Raw genomic sequence first — 18,406 nt, 5'->3', positions numbered from 1 at the left:
TCGCTGTGGGTCTGTGCAAGAGTTGCCCACCCGTCGCCGACGGTTGACAGCGAATGTCCAGAAGTTTTCCGGCCGGTTCCGTGTCCTCCGAACCGGCCGCCCGCGCAACTCTTGCGCGAGGGTCAAGCCATACCTGCGGGCACACCAAGGACGGTGACCATGGCCGACAGCGCCATGACCGCGACGTTTCTCGCCGTGATCGGCGGAGCGTCGCTGCTCGCCGTGACCGCGCGCCGGCTGCGCCCCAGCGACCGGCTGCCGTCCCTGGAGGGCTGGGCGCTGGCCGACCGCAGCCTCGGCCCGGTGTGGACCTGGCTGCTGCTGGGCGGCACGATCTTCACCGCGTACACCTTCACCGCCGTACCGGGACTGGCGTACGGCAACGGCGCGGCCGCCTTCTTCGCGGTGCCGTACACGGTGATCGTGTGCCCGATCGCCTTCGTGCTGCTCAGCCGCCTGGGCGAGGTGGCCCGCCGGCACGGCTACATCACCGCCGCCGACTTCGTGCGCGGCCGCTACGGTTCGCCGCCGCTGGCGCTGGTGGTCGCGCTGACCGGGATCCTCGCGACGATGCCGTACCTGGCGCTGCAACTGCTCGGGATAAGGGCGGTGCTGACCGCGGGGGGCGTGTATCCGCGGGGCGCAACCGGTGACCTGGTGATGGTGGCGCTGTTCGCGGGCCTCGCGGTGGCCACCTACCGGCACGGGTTGCGGGCGCCCACCGTGATCTCCGCGCTCAAGGCGGTCGCCGTGTTCGTCTCGCTCACCGCCGTCACCTGGCTGACCCTGGAACGGCTCGGCGGTCCGGGCGCGGTGTTCGACGGGGCCGCCGAGCGCCTGGGCGGGCCGGCCCTCCTCCTCTCCCCGGAACAGCAGCCGGCCTACGCCACCCTCGCCCTCGGCTCCGCCCTCGCCCTGCTGATGTACCCGCACGTCCTGACCGCGGGTTTCGCCGCCGACGGCCCGCGCACCCTGCGCAAGGTCGTCGTGGCGCTCCCCGCCTGGACCGGGCTGCTCGCGCTCTTCGGGTTCCTGGGCATCGCGGCACTCGCGGCCGGGGTGCGGGCACCGGAGGGCGGCGCCGAGACGGCCGTACCGATGCTGGTGGACCGGTTGATGCCGGGGCCGCTGGCCGGGCTGGTGTTCGGCGCGATCACCGTGGGGGCGCTGGTCCCGGCCGCGGTCATGTCGATCGCGGCGGCCACCAGTTTCGTGCGCAACGTCTACGTCGAGTACGTGCACCCGACGGCCACGCCCAAACGGCAGGTGCGGATCGCCAAGGCGGTGTCGCTGACGGCGAAGGTGGGCGCGGTGGCGTTCGTGTTCGGGCTGCGCGACCAGGACGCCGTCAACCTCCAGCTGCTCGGCGGGGTCTGGATCCTGCAGATCTTCCCGGCCGTCGCCGTGGGCCTGTTCACCGGGCGGCTGCATCCGCGGGCGCTGCTCGCCGGGTGGGGCGCGGGCATGCTGGCCGGCACCTTCCTCGTCGTCCGCGAGGGCTTCTCCTCGCTCGGCAGCGGGCCCTTCCAGATCTACGCCGGTCTCGTCGCCCTCCTACTCAACCTGACCGTCGCCCTGGCCGGAACCGCGGCCCTCGACCGGCTCGGCGTCCCGCGCGGCGCCGACCTGACCGACCTACCGTCGCGCCTGACCGTCAGGCGGCGCCCCGAGACGGGAGCGAACAACCCGTGAGACAGCATCTGAGACACGGCACCCCCGGTCCCGTCCCGCTCGTCCCCGCGGTGGCCGACCCGGCCGAGCTGGAGCGCGAGGCCGGTGTGGCCCGCCTTTTCGAGCTGCACTACGCCTCGATGCTCCGCCTCGCCGTGCTGCTCGGCGCCGACGACCCGGAGAACGTGGTCGCCGAGGCCTACTACCAGATCTACCGGAAGTGGCGGCGCCTGAGGGACACCGAGGCCGCGGAGGCCTATCTGCGCTCCACGGTCTGCAATCTGACGCGGATGCGGATACGGCACCTCCAGGTCGCCCGCAGACACGTCGAGGCCCCCTCCACCGAACTCGTCGCCTCCGCCGAGAGCACCGCGCTCCTCCACGACGACCAGCGCGTCCTCATCGACGCGCTCCAGCAACTGCCCGCCCGGCAGCGCGAGGCGCTGGTGCTCAGGCACTGGCTCGGGCTGAAGGAGAGCGAGATCGCCTCGGCGATGGGCATCTCCAGCGGCTCCGTCAAGACCCACACGGCACGCGGCCTGGCCGCCCTGACCCAGGCGATGGAGGCCCGGCGATGATGAACGACGCGAGTCCGGACCGCACCGAGCGGGAACTCCAGGAGGCCCTGGCCGCGCTGGCGGGCGGGGTACACGCGGCACCCGACGCCTACCGCACGGCACGCGGCGAGTGGCTGCGCCGCGAGCGCCGCCGACGGCTCGTCCTCGCCGTCCTCATCGCGGTGGTGTTCGCGCTGGCGACGCTGATCGGTCTGTGGGTGCTGAACCAGACTCCGGCCCACCCGGGGGTGATCTTCTCCGGCACCACGGCGTCACTCCCCCGGCCCCACCCCTGATTGCCCGCACGACCGGCCGGGAACCCGCTCTCCGTGCATCCCCGTATCGAGGACTACGCCCTCATCGGCGACGAACAGACCGCCGCCCTGGTCGGCACGGACGGCTCGGTGGACTGGCTGTGCCTGCCCCGCTTCGACTCGGGGGCCTGCTTCGCGAGGCTGCTCGGCGACGAGGAGAACGGGCACTGGCGGATCGCTCCGGAGAACGCCGACCGGTGCACGAGGCGCTCCTACCGCCCCGGCACCCTCGTCCTGGACACCGAGTGGGAGACCGACGAGGGCGCGGTGCGCGTCACCGACCTGATGCCGCAGCGCGACGTGGCCCCCGACGTCGTACGCGTGGTGGAGGGGCTGCACGGCCGGGTCACCGTGCGCAGCACGCTCCGGCTGCGCTTCGAGTACGGCTCGATCGTGCCGTGGATGCGCCAATCCGACGGGCATCGGGTGGCCGTCGCGGGACCCGACGCGACGTGGCTGCGCAGCGAGCCCCCGGTACGCACCTGGGGCGAGCACTTCGGGACGCACTCGGAGTTCACCGTTAAGAAAGGCGAGAAGGTCGCCTTCGTCCTCACCTGGCACCCCTCGCACGAACCGCGTCCCCCGCTGACCGACCCCTTCGAGGCGCTGGAGTGCAGCGTGGCCGACTGGCAGGCGTGGGCGGCGCGCTGCCGCTACGACGGTCCGCACCGGGATGCCGTGCTGCGTTCCCTGATCACGCTGAAGGCGCTCACCTACCGGCCGACCGGCGGCATCGTCGCGGCGGCCACGACCTCGCTGCCCGAGGAGATGGGCGGGGTGCGCAACTGGGACTACCGCTACTGCTGGTTGCGCGACTCCACCCTCACCCTGGGTGCCCTGGTGCAGTGCGGCTACCTGGAGGAGGCCGAGGCCTGGCGGAACTGGCTGCTGCGCGCGGTGGCCGGCGACCCGGCTGACCTCCAGATCATGTACGGCCTCGCGGGAGAACGACGGCTGCCGGAGTTCGAACTGCCGTGGCTGTCCGGTTTCGGCGGCTCCAGGCCGGTACGCATCGGCAACGCGGCCGTCAAACAGCTCCAGCTGGACGTGTACGGCGAGGTCATGGACTCGCTGTCGCTGGCCCGGCGGGCGGGCCTGCCCGCCAAACCGCACATGTGGTCCCTGCAGAACGTCCTGCTGGACTTCCTCCGGTCCTCCTGGCGGCAGCCGGACGAGGGACTGTGGGAAGTGCGCGGCGGCCGCCGCGACTTCGTCCACTCGAAGGTCATGGTGTGGGTCGCCGCCGACCGCGCCGTGCGCGCCCTGGAGGCCTTCCCGGATCTGAGCGGCGACCCGGACGGCTGGCGCGCGCTGCGCGACGAGGTGCACCGCGAGGTCTGCGAGAAGGGCTACGACGCCGAACGCAACACCTTCACCCAGTCCTACGGCTCGCGCGCACTCGACGCGTCCCTGCTGCTGATTCCGCGTGTCGGCTTTCTGCCGCCCGACGACCCCCGTGTCGTCGGCACCGTCGACGCGATCCGCACGGAGCTCGACCACGACGGATTGGTACGGCGGTACAGCGCCGAGGAGGCGACGGTGGACGGGTTGCCGGGCAGCGAGGGCACCTTCCTTGTGTGCTCGTTCTGGCTCGCCGACGCCCTGCACATGACGGGCCGTACGCAGGAGGCGCGGGAACTCTTCGAACGGCTGCTGGGACTGACCAACGACGTGGGGCTGCTGTCCGAGGAGTACGACCCCGTGGCCGGCGCCCAGCTCGGCAACTTCCCGCAGGCGTTCAGCCACATCGGACTGGTGAACACCGCCCTCACGCTGTACGGGAACGAGGAGGCAGGATAGGGGCCATGGATCTTGGACTGAAGGACCGTGTGTACGTCGTCACCGGAGCGACCCGGGGGCTCGGCAACGCGGCCGCGCGCGAGCTGGTCGCCGACGGGGCGAAGGTCGTCGTGACCGGGCGGGACGAGACGCGTGTGCTCGCCGCGGCGGCGGAGTTGGGGCCGAACGCCTTCGGGGTGGCCGTCGACAACGCCGATCCGTCGGCGGCCGAGCGGCTGATCGCCGCCGCGCGGGAGAACTTCGGCGGCTTCGACGGAGTGCTGATCAGCGTGGGCGGGCCTGCGCCGGGTTTTGTCGCCGACAACACGGACGAGCAGTGGCAGTCCGCGTTCGAGTCGGTGTTTCTGGGGGCGGTTCGGCTGGCTCGGGCGGCCGCGGCCGAGCTGGAAGCCGGGGGTGTGATCGGGTTCGTGCTCTCCGCGTCCGTGCATGAACCGATTCCGGGACTGACGATCTCGAACGGGCTGCGGCCCGGTCTCGCCGGGTTCGCGAAGTCGCTCTCGGATGAACTGGGGCCGCGGGGGATTCGGGTCGTCGGGCTCCTGCCGTCCCGTATCGACACGGATCGCGTGCGCGAGCTGGACGCGTTGTCGGCGGATCCGGAGGCCACTCGGGCCGCGAACGAGTCCCGGATTCCGTTGCGGCGGTATGGGACGCCTGAGGAGTTCGGGCGGGCTGCCGCGTTTTTGCTGTCGCCGGCTGCTTCGTATCTGACCGGGGTCATGCTGCCTGTCGACGGGGGCATGCGGCACGGTTTCTGAGGGCTCTCAACTGACCCTTTCCGCTTTGTGCTTGACGCCGGTCATGCGGACCTCGGCCGGAAGTGCCTCGAGCCCCGCCGAATCGCGGGCGTGGGTCAGGGCCTGTGCCGTCAGGACGTGGAGGGCCGTTCCCGGGTCCACGTGGGGTTCCAGCAGGAGTCGTACGCGGGTCCGGGGCGCGTCCGGACGGCCGGTCAGGTGGGCGTGGGCCCGGTGGACGCCGTCCAACTCGGCTGCCTCGCCTTCGAGTACGCCCTCCAGGGCCCGGCCCCGCAGGAGCGCGCCCTCGCCGTCGCCCGTGTCGACGCGTACCTCCGTGAGCCGGCGCCTGCGGAGAACCGCGGTGAGCCACCACAGGGTCAGGAGCACCACGAGTGCCAGTGCGGCGATGACCGTCGGCCACCACCAGCCCTCGCCGTCCCAGCGGGTGCGCTCCGTGTCGCTCAGCAGGACGTCCTTCTTGCCGTCGTGGATCCACCAGGAGGGCGGGTCGAGGCCGAGGCCCACGGCGAGTACCGACCCGCCGACGACGAGCAGTACCAGCCCCACCAGGCCGAGCAGTACGCGGTTGACGGTCCTGAGCATCGGCCTCAGCCCTTCTTCCTGGTCGTCCGCACCACATGCACCGACAGTGCGGGGGGCCGGGCCAGGCCCAGTGCCGTGATCGCCTCGGTGAGGGTCACGTCCAAGTCGCCGCGTACGTCGTCCAGTTCGCGGAAGTGGGAGACCGCGCGGACATCGGCCTTCCTACGCCTCACCCGTACGCGTGCGGACTGGACGCCGGCCACCTCCATGGCCCGGTCCCGCAGGACCATCGCGGCCGCGTCCCGGTGGAGGCCCGCCCGGACGTCCGGGTGAGTGCGGCTCATCGGGAGGACGCCGCGCAGACCCGGTGTGGCGGCCAGGACGATCAGCCACAGGCCCAGGGCCGCGGCGACGCCCGCGCCGATCAGGACCCAGATGTCGTCCAGGGGACGTTCGGCGAGCTGCCGGGCGAGCTCGCGGCGCCAGTGCATGGCCGGCCGGTCGGCCCGGACGGCTGCGATGTCGTACAGGAAGAACCCCGCGACGAGCAGGAGCAGCAGGGCCACGATGCCCGCCGGGACCCTGCGCGCCGACCAGAAACGGCGTTCGCCGCCCGCCCCGTCCTCCAGGCCGGGTGGTGGTCCGTACGCGGCCGCCGACGCGGACTGGTCGCGCTGGTCCGGTGCCTTCTCCAGGACCGGCAGTCGTTGTGTGGTGCCCTCGGAGCCCTGGGGCTCGCTCATCGCGTCCTCCCCTGTGCCACGCCGTGCGCCGGATACAGCCGCTCCACCTGGACGGCGACCTCCGACACCTCCATGCCCACCAACGCGACTACCCGCTCGACCACGTGCTGACGCACCTCTCGGCAACGCGCGCCGATGTCACACGGGTAGTCGAGTTCGAGGTGCATGCGGATCCGGGCGACCTCGCGGTGGACGACGACGGTGGCGTACGGGGGCTGGGCGTCGGCGGGGAGCCGTCCGAGCGCCTCGCGGGCAGCCTGACCCGCGACCTTCGCGACCACCCGGTCGGCGATCCTCGTCGCCCCTCGGTCACTTGGGGGAACGGCGGTCACGGTCAGGGGTCTGCGGAGCTCGTCCGCCGCGCCTGGCTCACTGCTCACGGACGTCATCGCCGCCGGTCACGCCGCTCGTCACGAGTACGGAAGAGGTCGCCGATCTCCAGGTCCCCCTCCAGGAACCGGCCGACGACGAAGCCGATGGCGCCCAGCGCCGCCACCAGCAGGAAGGCGCCGAATCCGCCGAAATACCCTGCGAAGCCCAGCGCCATGCCGGCGATCATGCCGACCACGGCCATGCTCATCGTGCGCTCCCTAAGGTCCCTGAAGGTGTGGTCCGGCTACTGGAGTCGGGTCTCCGGCTCCTCGTCCTCTTCGTCGGGCAGTTTCACGTCGCTCACCGCGATGTTGACCTCGACGACCTCCAGGCCGGTCATCCGCTCCACCGCGGCGACGACGTTCTCCCGCACGGCCCTGGCCACGTCGGAGATCGAGACGCCGTAGTCGACGACGATCTCCAGGTCGAGCGCGGTCTGCACCTCGCCGACCTCCACCTTGACTCCGCGGGTGGCGGACTTCGAACCGCCGGGCACCCGGTCCCGTACCGCCCCGAAGGTGCGGCTCAGCCCGCTGCCCATGGCATGGACGCCGAGGACGTCGCGTGCCGCGAGTCCTGCGATCTTCTCCACGACACCGTCGGCGATGGTGGTCCGCCCGCGTGTCGCCGCGTCGCCGCCACCACGCTTGCTGGTCTTCCGTGGCTGCACCGACGACTCCACCTCGGTGTTCTGCGTCATGTCGGTCATCGCCATCACCTCTTTCGGTCGTCCTCCTTCGACCACCGTATGCGCGGTTGCGCGATCGCGCGCCGGAGATGCGGCAGGCTGGAGTAATGACGGCGGATCAGTGGGCACGGACGGTGCGGCATCAGCTGGGCTTGGGGCGGCTGCTGCCCCTGGGCGGGCCGCGCGACGGAGCGTGGATCTCCGAGGAGGTGGCTCAGCGGGTGCTGCGAGCCGCCGTGCGTGAGCTACCGGATGTACGGCTCGGCGCCGTGCGCATCGGCCTCGCCGATCCGGAGGACACGCACGAGCCCGCCGTACCGCCGCCTCCGAGCGCGCTGCCGCCCGGCCCGCTGCGGGTCACGGCGGAGTTCGAGGCCATCCCCGCACGCCCACTGCCGGTGACGGCGGAACGACTGCGCACGGCACTCGCCGGAGCGGCGGAGCGGCTGCTGGGGCTGGAGCTCGGCGAGGTGGACCTGCGGGTGACGGCACTGGTGGACGAGGACGCGGAACCGTCTCCCGTACGACAGCCCGAGCCGCCGCGTGCCGTGGCGGCGGGGCCGGGCGACGAGGCTCTCGCGGCCGGGGCCGCTCTGTCGGTGTCCGGTGTGGACCGGCTGACCGGTCTGCTCGGGCGGCCGGTGCACATCGGGGACCGGGAGACCGGGGACGGCTCGCTTCCGCGCCGCCATGTCCGCGTCGAACTGGCGGTGGGCGCGGACCGCCGGGCCCTGGACGTGGCCCGGGAGGTCCGCGCCGCCGTGGGAGAGGTGCTGGCGGACCGTCCGACGGTGGCCGTGCTGGTGACGGGCGTGACGGACAGGCCCTAGTCGCCGGCCCCGGCGAGGTCACGCAGCCGTCGGGTCTGGGCCGCCCGTTCGGCGGCGCGCTGCTCGTCGTAGGTGCGGTCCTGGGCACCGCGCAGCAGCGCCTTGGTCTCGATGACCGCGTCGCGGGGGGCGGACAGGAGTGCGGCCGCCAGGTCCTGCACGGCGCCGTCGAGCTGGTCGAGCGGTACGGCGAGGTTGGCGAGGCCGGTGTTCACCGCCTCCTCGGCCGTGACGAAGCGCCCGGTGGCGCAGATCTCCAGCGCCCGGGCGTATCCGACGAGGCCCACCAGGGGGTGGGTGCCGGTGAGGTCGGGGACCAGGCCCAGGCTGGTCTCGCGCATGGCGAACTGCACATCGTCGGCGACGACGCGAAGGTCACAGGCGAGGGCCAGCTGGAAGCCCGCCCCGATGGCATGCCCCTGCACGGCGGCGATGGACACGACGTCACTGCGCCGCCACCAGGTGAAGCCCTCCTGGAACTGAGCGATGGCGGCGTCGAGTTCGGCGTCACCACTGCGGGCGAGGTCGATGAACGACGGCTCGCCCTCGATCCCCTCGGGCGGGAACATCTGCCGGTCGAGCCCGGCGGAGAAGGACTTGCCCTCGCCACGCAGCACCACGACCCGGACGGAGCCCGGCACCAGCCGGCCCGCCTCGGCGAGCGCCCGCCACAGAGCGGGGCTCTGGGCGTTGCGCTTGGCCGGATTGGTCAGCGTCACCGTGGCGAGGGTGTCCTCGACGGTGAGCCGTACGCCGTCCTTGTCGAGCAGGGGAACGAGTTGCCGGCCATCCTGGCTGGACGTCGCCATGGGGCGCCTCCGATGAGTGCGGTCATCCTCCGTGCCGCAGGACGGCACAGCTAAGTGACTGCACAGTAACCACCCGGTCAGTCAGCCGACCGACCGGGTGGCCACCATCGAAGCCGATGGGCCGCCCGGTTTCAGGACGATGCGGCCTTCTTGCCCCGCGTCGCTCCGCCACGCCCACGAAGCGTGACGCCCGATTCGCTGAGCATCCGGTGCACGAAGCCATACGAGCGGCCGGTTTCCTCGGCCAGTGCCCGAATGCTCGCACCGGAGTCGTACTTCTTCTTCAGGTCTGCCGCGAGCTTGTCGCGCGCGGCGCCGGTTACCCGGCTGCCCTTCTTCAGAGTCTCGGCCACCCGTGCCTCCTCATGGGAAGTGCGCTCTGGTCCCCTCATGATCACCCCTCCGGGGCGCGATGGCCACCCATTCGGCAAGGTCCGTAAGACAGGGTTTTGACGACAGGAGCGCATCCCCACAAGCGGAATCTGTAATTCCACCCAGAGCCGTTCGTACCGCCGAACGGGTTCTTTTGTGAAATGCCAGGTCAGCGACGTACGACGGCCGAGCCCTTGTCGATAAAGGGCTCGGCCGTGAAATCGATGTAGGACACACCTCGGTACGAGGAGATCTCACACAGATGATGGATCACCGGTGGGCCGAATGATCCATACGCCGTGGATCACCCCGTGGATCACGCTTTCGATCAAGCGGCACTCACTCAGGCGAGGGCCACGAGATCCGCGTAGTCGGCACCCCACAGGTCCTCGACGCCGTCCGGCAGCAGGATGATCCGCTCCGGCTGGAGCGCCTCGACGGCGCCCTCGTCGTGGGTCACGAGGACGACCGCGCCCTTGTAGGTGCGCAGCGCGCCGAGGATCTCCTCGCGGCTGGCCGGGTCGAGGTTGTTGGTGGGCTCGTCGAGGAGGAGGACGTTCGCCGACGAGACGACCAGGGTGGCGAGCGCGAGGCGGGTCTTCTCGCCGCCGGAGAGGACGCCGGCCGGCTTGTCGACGTCGTCGCCGGAGAACAGGAACGAACCGAGCGTCTTGCGCACCTCGACGAGGTCGAGGTCGGGGGCCGCCGAGCGCATGTTCTCCAGGACCGTGCGCTCGGGGTCGAGGGTCTCGTGCTCCTGGGCGTAGTAGCCGAGCTTGAGGCCGTGGCCGGGCACGACCGCGCCCGTGTCCGGCTGCTCGGTCCCGGCCAGCAGACGCAGCAGGGTGGTCTTGCCCGCGCCGTTCAGCCCCAGGATGACCACGCGGGAGCCCTTGTCGATGGCCAGGTCGACGTCGGTGAAGATCTCCAGCGAGCCGTACGACTTCGACAGTCCCTCCGCCATCAGCGGGGTCTTGCCGCAGGGCGCGGGCTCGGGGAAGCGCAGCTTGGCGACCTTGTCCTGCTGGCGCACCGCGTCGAGGCCCGCGAGCAGCCGGTCGGCGCGCTTGGCCATGTTCTGCGCGGCGACCGTCTTGGTGGCCTTGGCGCGCATCTTGTCGGCCTGCGAGTGCAGGGCCGCGGCCTTCTTCTCGGCGTTCTGCCGCTCGCGCTTGCGGCGCTTCTCGTCGGCCTCGCGCTGCTGCTGGTAGAGCTTCCAGCCCATGTTGTAGACGTCGATCTGGGCGCGGTTGGCGTCCAGGTAGAACACCTTGTTGACGACCGTCTCGACCAGGTCGACGTCGTGGGAGATCACGATGAAGCCGCCGCGGTAGGACTTGAGGTAGTCGCGCAGCCAGATGATCGAGTCGGCGTCGAGGTGGTTGGTCGGCTCGTCGAGGAGCAGCGTGTCGGCGTCGGAGAAGAGGATCCGGGCCAGTTCGATGCGGCGGCGCTGACCACCGGAGAGGGTGTGCAGGGGCTGGCCCAGCACCCGGTCGGGGAGGTTCAGCGCGGCGGCGATGGTGGCGGCCTCGGCCTCGGCGGAGTACCCGCCCTTGGTGAGGAACTCCGTCTCCTGGCGCTCGTACTGCCTGAGCGCCTTCTCCCGGGTGGCGCCCTGGCCGTTGGCGATGCGCTGTTCGTTGTCGCGCATCTTCTTCAGCAGTACGTCGAGGCCGCGCGCGGAGAGGATGCGGTCGCGGGCGAGGACGTCGAGGTCGCCGGTGCGGGGGTCCTGGGGGAGGTAGCCGACCTCGCCGGAGCGGGTGATCTGGCCCGCGGCGGGGATGCCCTCGCCGGCCAGGCACTTGGTGAGGGTGGTCTTCCCCGCGCCGTTACGGCCGACCAGGCCGATGCGGTCGCCCTTGGCGACACGGAAGGTGGCGGACTCGATGAGGACTCGGGCGCCGGCGCGCAGCTCGATACCGGAGGCGGAGATCACGGACAGACTCCAGGGCGGATTCGGGATTGACGGGTGGGCGGCTGAGGACGTTCCCGCCGTCTAATGCGCGAGGAGAATGGCCATGGGCCAAGTCTAACGGGGGCATGCAAGCACTTTTCCTGGGTTCGGTGTTGGGTTGGTCTCGCTCCGGGGCGGTCCGTGGTTGCCGTCGGGCCGTTGTCAGTGGTCGCTGCGAGACTGGTCGGCAGAGGGAATTCCCGGCACAGGCCCGGTTTCCGACGCGGCGTTCGATCCCAAGGGAGTGATCGGCATGGCAGGCACGAGCGGTGGGCGTCCGAGCATCTACCCGACGCTGCTGTACACCGACGCGAAGGCGGCGATCAGGCAGCTGACGGAGGCCTTCGGCTTCACCGAACTGTCGGTGTACGAGGGCGAGGACGGCTCGGTACTGCACGCCGAACTGGTGCAGGGCAACGGCGCGGTGATGCTCGGCTCGAAAGGCCGCGGCGGTGTCTTCGACGCGGCGATGAAGGACGCGGGCACGACCGGGGTGTACGTCGTCGTGGACGACGTCGACGCACACCACCGCCGCGCCGTGGAGCACGGCGCGGAGATCCTGATGCCCCCGACGGACCAGGAGTACGGCTCCCGGGACTACATGGCCAGGGACACCGAGGGCAATGTGTGGAGCTTCGGGACGTACGCCCCGGAGATCCACGCCTGACTCATCCTCCCGTGTGCACCTGGAAGGCGGCGCGGCGTACGGCCTTGGCGAGGGCCGGGTCGGGGTGGGCGGCGGCGAGGGCGACCAGGACCTGCACGGTGCGCGGGTGACCGACGGCCCGGACCTCGTCGAGCAGTCGGGGCACGGTCGGCTGGAGGGCGGACTCCAGGTGCCGCACCAGCATCGGCGCCTCGCCGTGGTCGGCGACGGCGGCCGCGGTGTCGACCCACAGCCAGGTGGCCTCTTCCCGGGTGAGCACCTCGTGGGCGTCCTCCGGGTCGATCCCGTCGTGCTCGGCCAGCCACAGCAGGGCGTACGGCCGCAGGGTGGGCTCGTCGGCCACGGAGCGGACGTCGGGCTCGGCCGGGGCGCCGACGACGCGCAGGGCCTCGAAGGCGAGGCCGCGCAGCAGGGCGTCGTCGCCGCGGGCGGCGCCGAGCAGCTCGGTGACGGCGCTGCCGACGGGACGGGCCGCCAGCCAGGCGCGGTACTCGGCGCGGGCCGCGTTGGGGCGCAGCTGGGCGCAGCCGCGCAGCATCTCCTCGGCAGCGACCTCGATGTTGCCGGCCGGGCTCTGCGCGGCGACGCAGATCTGCTCCAGCTTGACCCACACCGCCCAGCTGCCGAGCGGGGTGAGGGTGGCCTGGCCGTCGCCGTAGGTCAGGGCGCCGACGGAGGCGAGGGCGCGCAGGGCCCAGTCGAGGAGGGGGGCGAGAGGGGCGTCGGCCGTCTCGGGCTCCTCCACGGGCTCCGGCTGGGGGCCGTAGGGGATCTCGCAGCGCTCGGTGCGCAGTTCGGTGACGCGCTGCTCCAGGAGGTCCAGGAGCTGCTCGACCGGGACGGGGCCGGCCGACAGCTGGAGGAAGGAGAGCACCTGGGGCATGGCCGAGACGACCTCGGCGACGGCGGCGGGCTCGCGGTCGGTGGGTTCCGGTGAGGCGAGGGACCAGGCGTCGAAGAGGGCGACCCAGCCGCGCAGTACGGCGCTGTCGTCGCGGTTCCAGGCGCGCAGCCGCCAGCCCGGGCGCGCGCTGTCGCCGTGCACCTCGATCAGGCCGGCGAGGCGGGCGGTGTCCCAGGCGGCGCGGATCTGAGGCGCGGTCAGGCCGAGATCCGCGGCCGCGCGCCCGGCTGTCTCGTCGGAGAGGGTGCCCTTGCCGTCGGAGCCCGCGCCGTCCCTGCCGGGGCCCAGGGCGCCGTCGGCCCAGCGCGCGACGCGGGCCGCGTCGGCGAGACCGGAGCGCGCCATTCTGGCCAGTTCCGCGGGGGCCGGGGTGCCCTCGGGCGGGCGGGGCGCGGGGCGGCGGGGGCGCCGTTGGTTCACGGCTGAGGGGGCGGCGGCCAGGGGTCGCGGGCGGACGAGTCGAAGCCTGGAGTCGCGCGGGATACGGGACGTCACGGGTGCAGTCTTCCGGTTGACGGTCCGAAAACCCAAACGGAATGCCACCGCGCGCGACGGGGCGGGCCGACGCCGGGGCCGCACGGAGGGGCATACGCCGAGATCAGGCCAGTAGTACGGGCTTAAACGGAACCTGTGGGACCGGGGCGCCCGCAGGTCACATCAGGGGGGTGAGGAAACGGCGCAGTGCCTCTTCGTAGCCGCTCGGGTCGGCGTTCCACATCGCCGCGTGGGGGGCCTGGTGGACCGTGTGGAGGGCGATCCGGTCGGGGTGGGTGCCGGCGAGGCGGCGGGAGAGGTCCCAGGGGGCGATCGTGTCGTCCGGGCCGTGGAAGATCAGGGTCGGCGGCGGGGGGCGGTCGGGGCCCATGGCGTCGGCCCGGGCCTCGTGGCCGGCGTAGGGGACGGTGCGGTCCGCGTACAGGCCGAAGTGGTCGCTGGGCAGCCCGGTGCGGCCCTGTGCCGCGCGCACCGCGAGCGGCAGGAGGACGCCGGGGGTGTGGCGGGCCGCGGCGAGGGCGCGCAGGGTCCGCTCCCAGCTGAGGACCGGGGAGTCCAGGACCAGCCCCCTGACACGGTCGCGCAGGTCCGAGTGCGCGGCGGCGCGCAGGGCCATCGTGGCACCGGTGGACCAGCCGTGCAGGACGAGTTGGCGGGCGCCTTGGCTGACGGCGTGGTCCATGGCCGCGTGCAGGTCGCGCCACTCGGTGTCGCCGAAGTGGTTCAGGCCGTCGGGCGGGCGGGGGGCGCCCGCGTCGCCGCGGTAGGCGGGGGCGAGGACCGGGAAGCGGAGGCCGTGCAGGAACTCCATGAGGTTCATGGCGTGTTCGCGGGTCGTGCCGAGGCCGTGGACCGCGATGACCCAGGTGTCGCGTACGCCGGGGACGAACCAGGCGGGCAGGGTGCCGAGTTCGCCCGGGATCTCGACGTCGGTGTGGTCGAGGCCGAGGACAGACTTCGGGTTGCCGACGTACGTGTTCGGCGTGAGCCAGACCTTGTCGCCGGGTTCCAGGGTGCCGTGGGTGACGCGTTCCAGGCGGCGGACGACGGTGTCGGCGGAGTGCGGTTCCGCGGTGAGGACGGGGCCCACGACGGCGTGGGAGGCGTCGCCTGCGAGGCCGTAGGTGCCGGGGCGGAGGGCGGCGAGGTCGCGGGTGAGGGTGATACGGCCGGCGGCGACGGAGTGAACGGTGAGCCGGGGTTCACCGGGCAGCGGGCGGCCCGGTGGCGCCTTCAGTCCGGCGTCGCTGGCGATCCTCCCGGCGACGATTCCGGCCGTGCCGGCCGCCAGGGCTGCGGTGACGGCAGCGGCCGTCGCTTTGACAGTACGCACGCTTTCAGTGTCGTGGCGGACTCGGTCGACGGCCAGTGGGCGGTTGCCTCCGGCGGTTGAGCGAGGGTGCCTGCGGCGGCCTGTTTCGGTTCGGTGGGGCGGGCGTTTTGCGCAGTTCCCCGCGCCCCTGAACGCCTGCGGCGCAGCTGCGGCCCCGGTGAGGGCTGGTGGAGCGCGTGCGGGTGCGTTGTAGGTCGGGGCCGGGGTGGGGGGGTCCGTCGTGACGTGGGTGACTGCAACCCCCCAGGGGCGCGGGGAACTGCGCGACCGGCCCCCACCGGCCTGCAGACGCGCAAGCACCGGACCCGGCACGTCCCTCACGGGCGTTGTCCATACCCCCGCAACCGCTCCCCCGCCTCCGCGACCTGTTCCTCCGTCAGCAGTGTTGGGGTCAGGCCCGGTAGCGCGCGGGCCGTCAGCCACAGGTGGCACATCCATTCCAGTTGGGCTGTGCGGTCGTAGGCCTGGGCGAGGGTGGTGCCGTAGGCGATCGTGCCGTGGTTCTGGAGGAGGCAGGCGGAGCGGTCGGCGAGGGCGTGGAGCATGTTCTCGGCCAACTCGTCGGTGCCGTAGGTGGCATAGGGGGCGACCCGGACGGCGCCGCCGAGCGCGCCGGTCATGTAGTGGATCGCGGGGAGCTCGGGCACCAGCGTGGAGACGGCCGTGGCGTGCACCGCGTGGGTGTGGACGACCGCGCGGGCGTCGGTGCTGCGGTAGACGGCGAGATGCATGGGAAGTTCGCTCGTCGGGACCAGGCTGCCGAGGACCTGTCGGCCGTCGAGGTCGACGCCCGTCACGTCGTCCGGTGTGAGGCGGTCGTAGGGGACGCCCGAGGGCGTGACCAGGACCGTGTCCGCGACGCGCACCGAGACGTTGCCGGAGGTTCCGACGACCAGTCCGTCGGACACCGTCCGGCGGGCCGTGTCGACCAACTCCCTCCAGGCGTCCGCCTCCTCGGCACCGACACCTCGTACGTCCCGTGGATCCCGCCGTTCCTCAGCCATGCCGCGATCCTGCCAGCCGTGGCGCCGGATCGCCTCGGGGCGGGGCACTGTAGGGCGCACACCCGAGCTCCGAAAGGGCGCATTTCCGTATACGCGCCTCTCTCATGGCTTGGCCGGAGATCGCCCGCAATTCGATTGTCTTCCAGTAATCTCTGGGCTTTGTCGTGCACGACGCCATTCCGGGGGGACACATGGCCCGTGATCGCAAGCCTGCCCGTCACCGAACCCGCGCCCTGGCCGTGGCCATGCTCGTCGTGGGAGGCGTGGCGCTCGCCGGGACACCCGCCTCGGCGGCGAGTCCGCCCAAGGGGCACGACGTCTCCTCGCACCAGAAGAACGTCGACTGGCAGAAGGCCAGGGCCAAGGGCGCCACGTTCGTCTACGTCAAGGCGACCGAGTCCACCGACTACCGCAATCCGCACTTCGGCCAGCAGTACAACGGCGCGCGCGACGCGGGCATCCTGCGCGGGGCGTACCACTTCGCGCTGCCGGACAGGTCGTCGGGGAGGACGCAGGCCGCGTACTTCGTGCGCAACGGGGGCGCCTGGTCCGCGGACGGCTGGACCCTGCCGCCCGCGCTCGACATCGAGTACAACCCGTACGACAAGAAGCACAAGTGCTACCGCATGACCAAGGCGCAGTTGGTCGGCTGGATCAAGTCGTTCAGCGATGAGGTGAAACAGCTCACCGGGCGCCGTCCGGTGATCTACACGACCGCCCACTGGTGGAACAGGTGCACGGGCGGCAGCGGCGCCTTCGCCTCCGACCACGCGCTGTGGGTGGCCCGCTACCACTCGGCGGACGCGGGAGCGCTGCCCGCCGGATGGTCGTACTGGACGATCTGGCAGTACGACAACAGCGGCAGCCTGCCGGGTGATCAGAATCTCTTCAACGGGTCGGGGAATCAGCTGAGGAGGTTCGCCAGGGGGGCATAACCAAGGGGCGCACGGGTCGCGCGGGGGCCGTGAGGTCCGGCGAAGCCATAGCAGAAGATTCCGGTCACCGCGCGGCCCGCCTCAGTTCACCTTCCGTTCATCCAGATTACCTACGTTCAACGGGCCAATGACCTCGAACGATTGCCTGGGTAAATGGAAAACTTCTCGCTGATCCTCGCGATTGTGGTGGTAACCGCACTCGCGTTCGATTTCACGAACGGTTTTCACGACACCGCCAACGCGATGGCCACCACCATCTCGACCGGTGCACTCAAGCCCAAGGTCGCGGTGGCCATGTCCGCCGTGCTCAACCTTGTGGGCGCTTTCCTCTCGGTGGAGGTCGCCAACACGATCTCCAAGGGTCTCGTCGACGAGACCGGCATCCGTCCCGAGGTCATCTTCGCCGCCCTGGTCGGCGCGATCCTCTGGAACCTGCTGACCTGGCTGGTGGGCCTGCCCTCCAGTTCCTCGCACGCCCTCATGGGCGGTCTGATCGGCGCCACCATCGCCTCGGCGGGCATGGGCGCGGTCCACGGTGACGCGCTCGTCACCAAGGTCCTGATCCCGGCGATCGCGGCGCCGATCGTCGCCGGAGTCGCCGCCATGCTGGCCACCCGGCTCTCCTACAGCCTGGGCAAGAAGGCCGACGGCAAGGCCGCCGCGAAGGGCTACCGCACCGGCCAGATCGCCTCGGCCGGTCTGGTCTCGCTGGCCCACGGCACCAACGACGCGCAGAAGACGATGGGCATCATCACCCTCGCCCTGGTCGCCGGCGGTGTCGTCGCGCCCGACTCGGACCCGCCCACCTGGGTCATCCTCTCGGCGGGCCTCGCCATCGCGCTCGGCACCTACCTCGGCGGCTGGCGCATCATCCGCACGATGGGCAAGGGCCTGACCGACCTCCAGCCGCAGCAGGGCTTCGCCGCCCAGACCAGCGCGGCCACCGTCATCCTGGCCTCGTCCCACCTCGGCTTCTCCCTCTCCACCACGCACTCCGTCTCCGGTTCGGTGATGGGTGCCGGCCTCGGCCGCAAGGGCGGCGTCGTCCGCTGGTCCACGGCCACCCGCATGTTCGTCGCCTGGGGCCTGACGCTCCCGGCGGCGGCCCTGGTGGGCGCCCTGGCCGAGTCGGTCACGGACCTGGGCGACTGGGGTACGGCGGTCGTGGCGGTCTTCCTCGTCGCCTCCAGCGCGGCGATCTGGAAGATCTCGCGCCGCGAGGTCGTGGACGCGTCCAACGTCAACCACACCGACGAGCCGGCCGGCGTGGTGACCACGGCGATCGCCGCCGTGACCCCGCCGCCCACGGGCACGGTGACCGAGACCCTCACCGCCACGATCCCGGCCCCGCCCGCCACGACGGAACCGGCCGCCCCGCCGGCCGCCGTCTGAGCCCGCAGTACTAAGGAAGCCTCACCATGAAGATCGACTGGGAAGCACTCGGCTCCGTCTTCGGCGTCAGCCTCGTCGTCACCGTGGGCCTCGTGGCCCTGTTCACCCTCGGCATCATGGGCCTGTCCCGCCAGGAACGGGCCACGGCCCAGGGCGACTCGGCGACCCTCGCGGTGGCCGGCGCGTACGCCTGCTTCGCGGCGTGCGCGGCGGCGGTGGCGTACGGGATCTCTCTGATCGTGGCCTGACGGCACCCCGTCACTCGACGGCCGGG

21 protein-coding genes are annotated in these 18,406 nt (G+C 71.7%); 10 read left to right on the top strand and 11 right to left on the bottom strand.

Annotated features, from left to right (window positions below):
* Positions 1-159 precede the first annotated feature (159 nt).
* The 5 genes from AQJ46_RS16540 to AQJ46_RS16520 are packed head-to-tail and all read left to right on the top strand — an operon-like array spanning position 160 to position 5,103.
* A complete protein-coding gene (locus AQJ46_RS16540; protein ID WP_059206296.1) occupies positions 160-1,692 on the top strand; it encodes a sodium:solute symporter family protein in 1,533 nt (510 codons plus the stop codon).
* Positions 1,689-2,249, top strand: a complete 561-nt coding sequence (locus tag AQJ46_RS16535) for a sigma-70 family RNA polymerase sigma factor (protein ID WP_059206295.1) — start codon at positions 1,689-1,691, stop codon at positions 2,247-2,249. Before AQJ46_RS16540 ends, AQJ46_RS16535 begins: the two co-directional genes overlap by 4 nt.
* A complete protein-coding gene (locus AQJ46_RS16530; RefSeq protein WP_057618567.1) occupies positions 2,249-2,524 on the top strand; it encodes a hypothetical protein in 276 nt (91 codons plus the stop codon). The genes AQJ46_RS16535 and AQJ46_RS16530 overlap by 1 nt, the downstream gene beginning before the upstream one ends.
* Before the next feature lie 33 nt (positions 2,525-2,557).
* Positions 2,558-4,342: a glycoside hydrolase family 15 protein gene (locus tag AQJ46_RS16525; protein ID WP_059206294.1), complete on the top strand. Its 1,785-nt coding sequence runs from the start codon at positions 2,558-2,560 to the stop codon at positions 4,340-4,342.
* Positions 4,343-4,347: 5 nt separating this feature from the next.
* Positions 4,348-5,103 carry an SDR family oxidoreductase gene (locus tag AQJ46_RS16520; RefSeq protein ID WP_059206293.1) on the top strand — a complete coding sequence of 252 codons (756 nt, stop codon included), beginning with the start codon at positions 4,348-4,350 and terminating at the stop codon, positions 5,101-5,103.
* Positions 5,104-5,109: 6 nt separating this feature from the next.
* Here AQJ46_RS16520 and amaP read toward each other — a convergent pair whose 3' ends face one another.
* From amaP to AQJ46_RS16495, 5 genes are read right to left on the bottom strand one after another with little or no spacing between them, the layout of a single operon-like run.
* Positions 5,110-5,688, bottom strand: coding sequence for an alkaline shock response membrane anchor protein AmaP (gene amaP / locus AQJ46_RS16515; protein ID WP_059206292.1), 579 nt, complete (start codon positions 5,686-5,688; stop codon positions 5,110-5,112).
* A gap of 5 nt (positions 5,689-5,693) precedes the next feature.
* A complete protein-coding gene (locus tag AQJ46_RS16510; RefSeq protein WP_059206291.1) occupies positions 5,694-6,371 on the bottom strand; it encodes a DUF6286 domain-containing protein in 678 nt (225 codons plus the stop codon).
* The gene (locus AQJ46_RS16505; protein WP_059206290.1) at positions 6,368-6,760 is read right to left on the bottom strand and encodes an Asp23/Gls24 family envelope stress response protein; all 393 of its coding nucleotides are present in this window, start codon (positions 6,758-6,760) and stop codon (positions 6,368-6,370) included. The genes AQJ46_RS16510 and AQJ46_RS16505 overlap by 4 nt, the downstream gene beginning before the upstream one ends.
* A complete protein-coding gene (locus AQJ46_RS16500) occupies positions 6,757-6,951 on the bottom strand; it encodes a hypothetical protein (protein WP_059206289.1) in 195 nt (64 codons plus the stop codon). The genes AQJ46_RS16505 and AQJ46_RS16500 overlap by 4 nt, the downstream gene beginning before the upstream one ends.
* Before the next feature lie 36 nt (positions 6,952-6,987).
* Entirely contained in the window at positions 6,988-7,452 is a 465-nt protein-coding gene (locus AQJ46_RS16495; RefSeq protein WP_059206365.1) for an Asp23/Gls24 family envelope stress response protein, read from the bottom strand.
* 86 nt (positions 7,453-7,538) lie between these two features.
* Here AQJ46_RS16495 and AQJ46_RS16490 point away from each other — a divergent pair, with 86 nt between their 5' ends.
* Complete coding sequence (locus AQJ46_RS16490; RefSeq protein WP_059206288.1) at positions 7,539-8,261, top strand: hypothetical protein; 723 nt, start codon at positions 7,539-7,541, stop codon at positions 8,259-8,261.
* Here AQJ46_RS16490 and AQJ46_RS16485 read toward each other — a convergent pair.
* From AQJ46_RS16485 to AQJ46_RS16475, 3 genes are all read right to left on the bottom strand, one after another.
* Positions 8,258-9,070: an enoyl-CoA hydratase/isomerase family protein gene (locus AQJ46_RS16485; RefSeq protein WP_059206287.1), complete on the bottom strand. Its 813-nt coding sequence runs from the start codon at positions 9,068-9,070 to the stop codon at positions 8,258-8,260. The genes AQJ46_RS16490 and AQJ46_RS16485 overlap by 4 nt on opposite strands.
* Before the next feature lie 131 nt (positions 9,071-9,201).
* Positions 9,202-9,423 carry a helix-turn-helix domain-containing protein gene (locus tag AQJ46_RS16480; protein ID WP_004002281.1) on the bottom strand — a complete coding sequence of 74 codons (222 nt, stop codon included), beginning with the start codon at positions 9,421-9,423 and terminating at the stop codon, positions 9,202-9,204.
* 362 nt (positions 9,424-9,785) lie between these two features.
* Positions 9,786-11,384 carry an ABC-F family ATP-binding cassette domain-containing protein gene (locus AQJ46_RS16475; protein ID WP_059206286.1) on the bottom strand — a complete coding sequence of 533 codons (1,599 nt, stop codon included), beginning with the start codon at positions 11,382-11,384 and terminating at the stop codon, positions 9,786-9,788.
* 271 nt (positions 11,385-11,655) lie between these two features.
* Here AQJ46_RS16475 and AQJ46_RS16470 point away from each other — a divergent pair, with 271 nt between their 5' ends.
* Positions 11,656-12,069 carry a VOC family protein gene (locus tag AQJ46_RS16470; protein WP_059206285.1) on the top strand — a complete coding sequence of 138 codons (414 nt, stop codon included), beginning with the start codon at positions 11,656-11,658 and terminating at the stop codon, positions 12,067-12,069.
* Position 12,070: 1 nt separating this feature from the next.
* Here AQJ46_RS16470 and AQJ46_RS16465 read toward each other — a convergent pair whose 3' ends face one another.
* The 3 genes from AQJ46_RS16465 to AQJ46_RS16455 form a co-directional block, all read right to left on the bottom strand.
* A complete protein-coding gene (locus AQJ46_RS16465; protein WP_208616940.1) occupies positions 12,071-13,468 on the bottom strand; it encodes a hypothetical protein in 1,398 nt (465 codons plus the stop codon).
* 157 nt (positions 13,469-13,625) lie between these two features.
* Positions 13,626-14,801 (bottom strand): alpha/beta hydrolase, encoded by a 1,176-nt coding sequence (locus AQJ46_RS16460; RefSeq protein WP_059206283.1) that lies wholly within the window; start codon positions 14,799-14,801, stop codon positions 13,626-13,628.
* A gap of 317 nt (positions 14,802-15,118) precedes the next feature.
* Positions 15,119-15,805, bottom strand: a complete 687-nt coding sequence (locus AQJ46_RS16455; protein ID WP_059206282.1) for a class II aldolase/adducin family protein — start codon at positions 15,803-15,805, stop codon at positions 15,119-15,121.
* A gap of 191 nt (positions 15,806-15,996) precedes the next feature.
* Between AQJ46_RS16455 and AQJ46_RS16450 the strand changes: the two genes are divergently transcribed.
* The 3 genes from AQJ46_RS16450 to AQJ46_RS16440 all read left to right on the top strand — a co-directional run bounded on the left by AQJ46_RS16450 (position 15,997) and on the right by AQJ46_RS16440 (position 18,380).
* Entirely contained in the window at positions 15,997-16,740 is a 744-nt protein-coding gene (locus tag AQJ46_RS16450) for a lysozyme (RefSeq protein WP_059206281.1), read from the top strand.
* Positions 16,741-16,893: 153 nt separating this feature from the next.
* The gene (locus AQJ46_RS16445; RefSeq protein ID WP_059206280.1) at positions 16,894-18,132 is read left to right on the top strand and encodes an inorganic phosphate transporter; all 1,239 of its coding nucleotides are present in this window, start codon (positions 16,894-16,896) and stop codon (positions 18,130-18,132) included.
* Positions 18,133-18,158: 26 nt separating this feature from the next.
* Positions 18,159-18,380 (top strand): hypothetical protein, encoded by a 222-nt coding sequence (locus AQJ46_RS16440; protein ID WP_059206279.1) that lies wholly within the window; start codon positions 18,159-18,161, stop codon positions 18,378-18,380.
* Positions 18,381-18,406 lie beyond the last annotated feature (26 nt).

The sequence above is a fragment of the Streptomyces canus genome, from assembly GCF_001514145.1.
In the GTDB taxonomy this organism is placed as follows: domain Bacteria; phylum Actinomycetota; class Actinomycetes; order Streptomycetales; family Streptomycetaceae; genus Streptomyces; species Streptomyces canus.
This window is presented reverse-complemented; position numbering and strand designations above follow the sequence as displayed.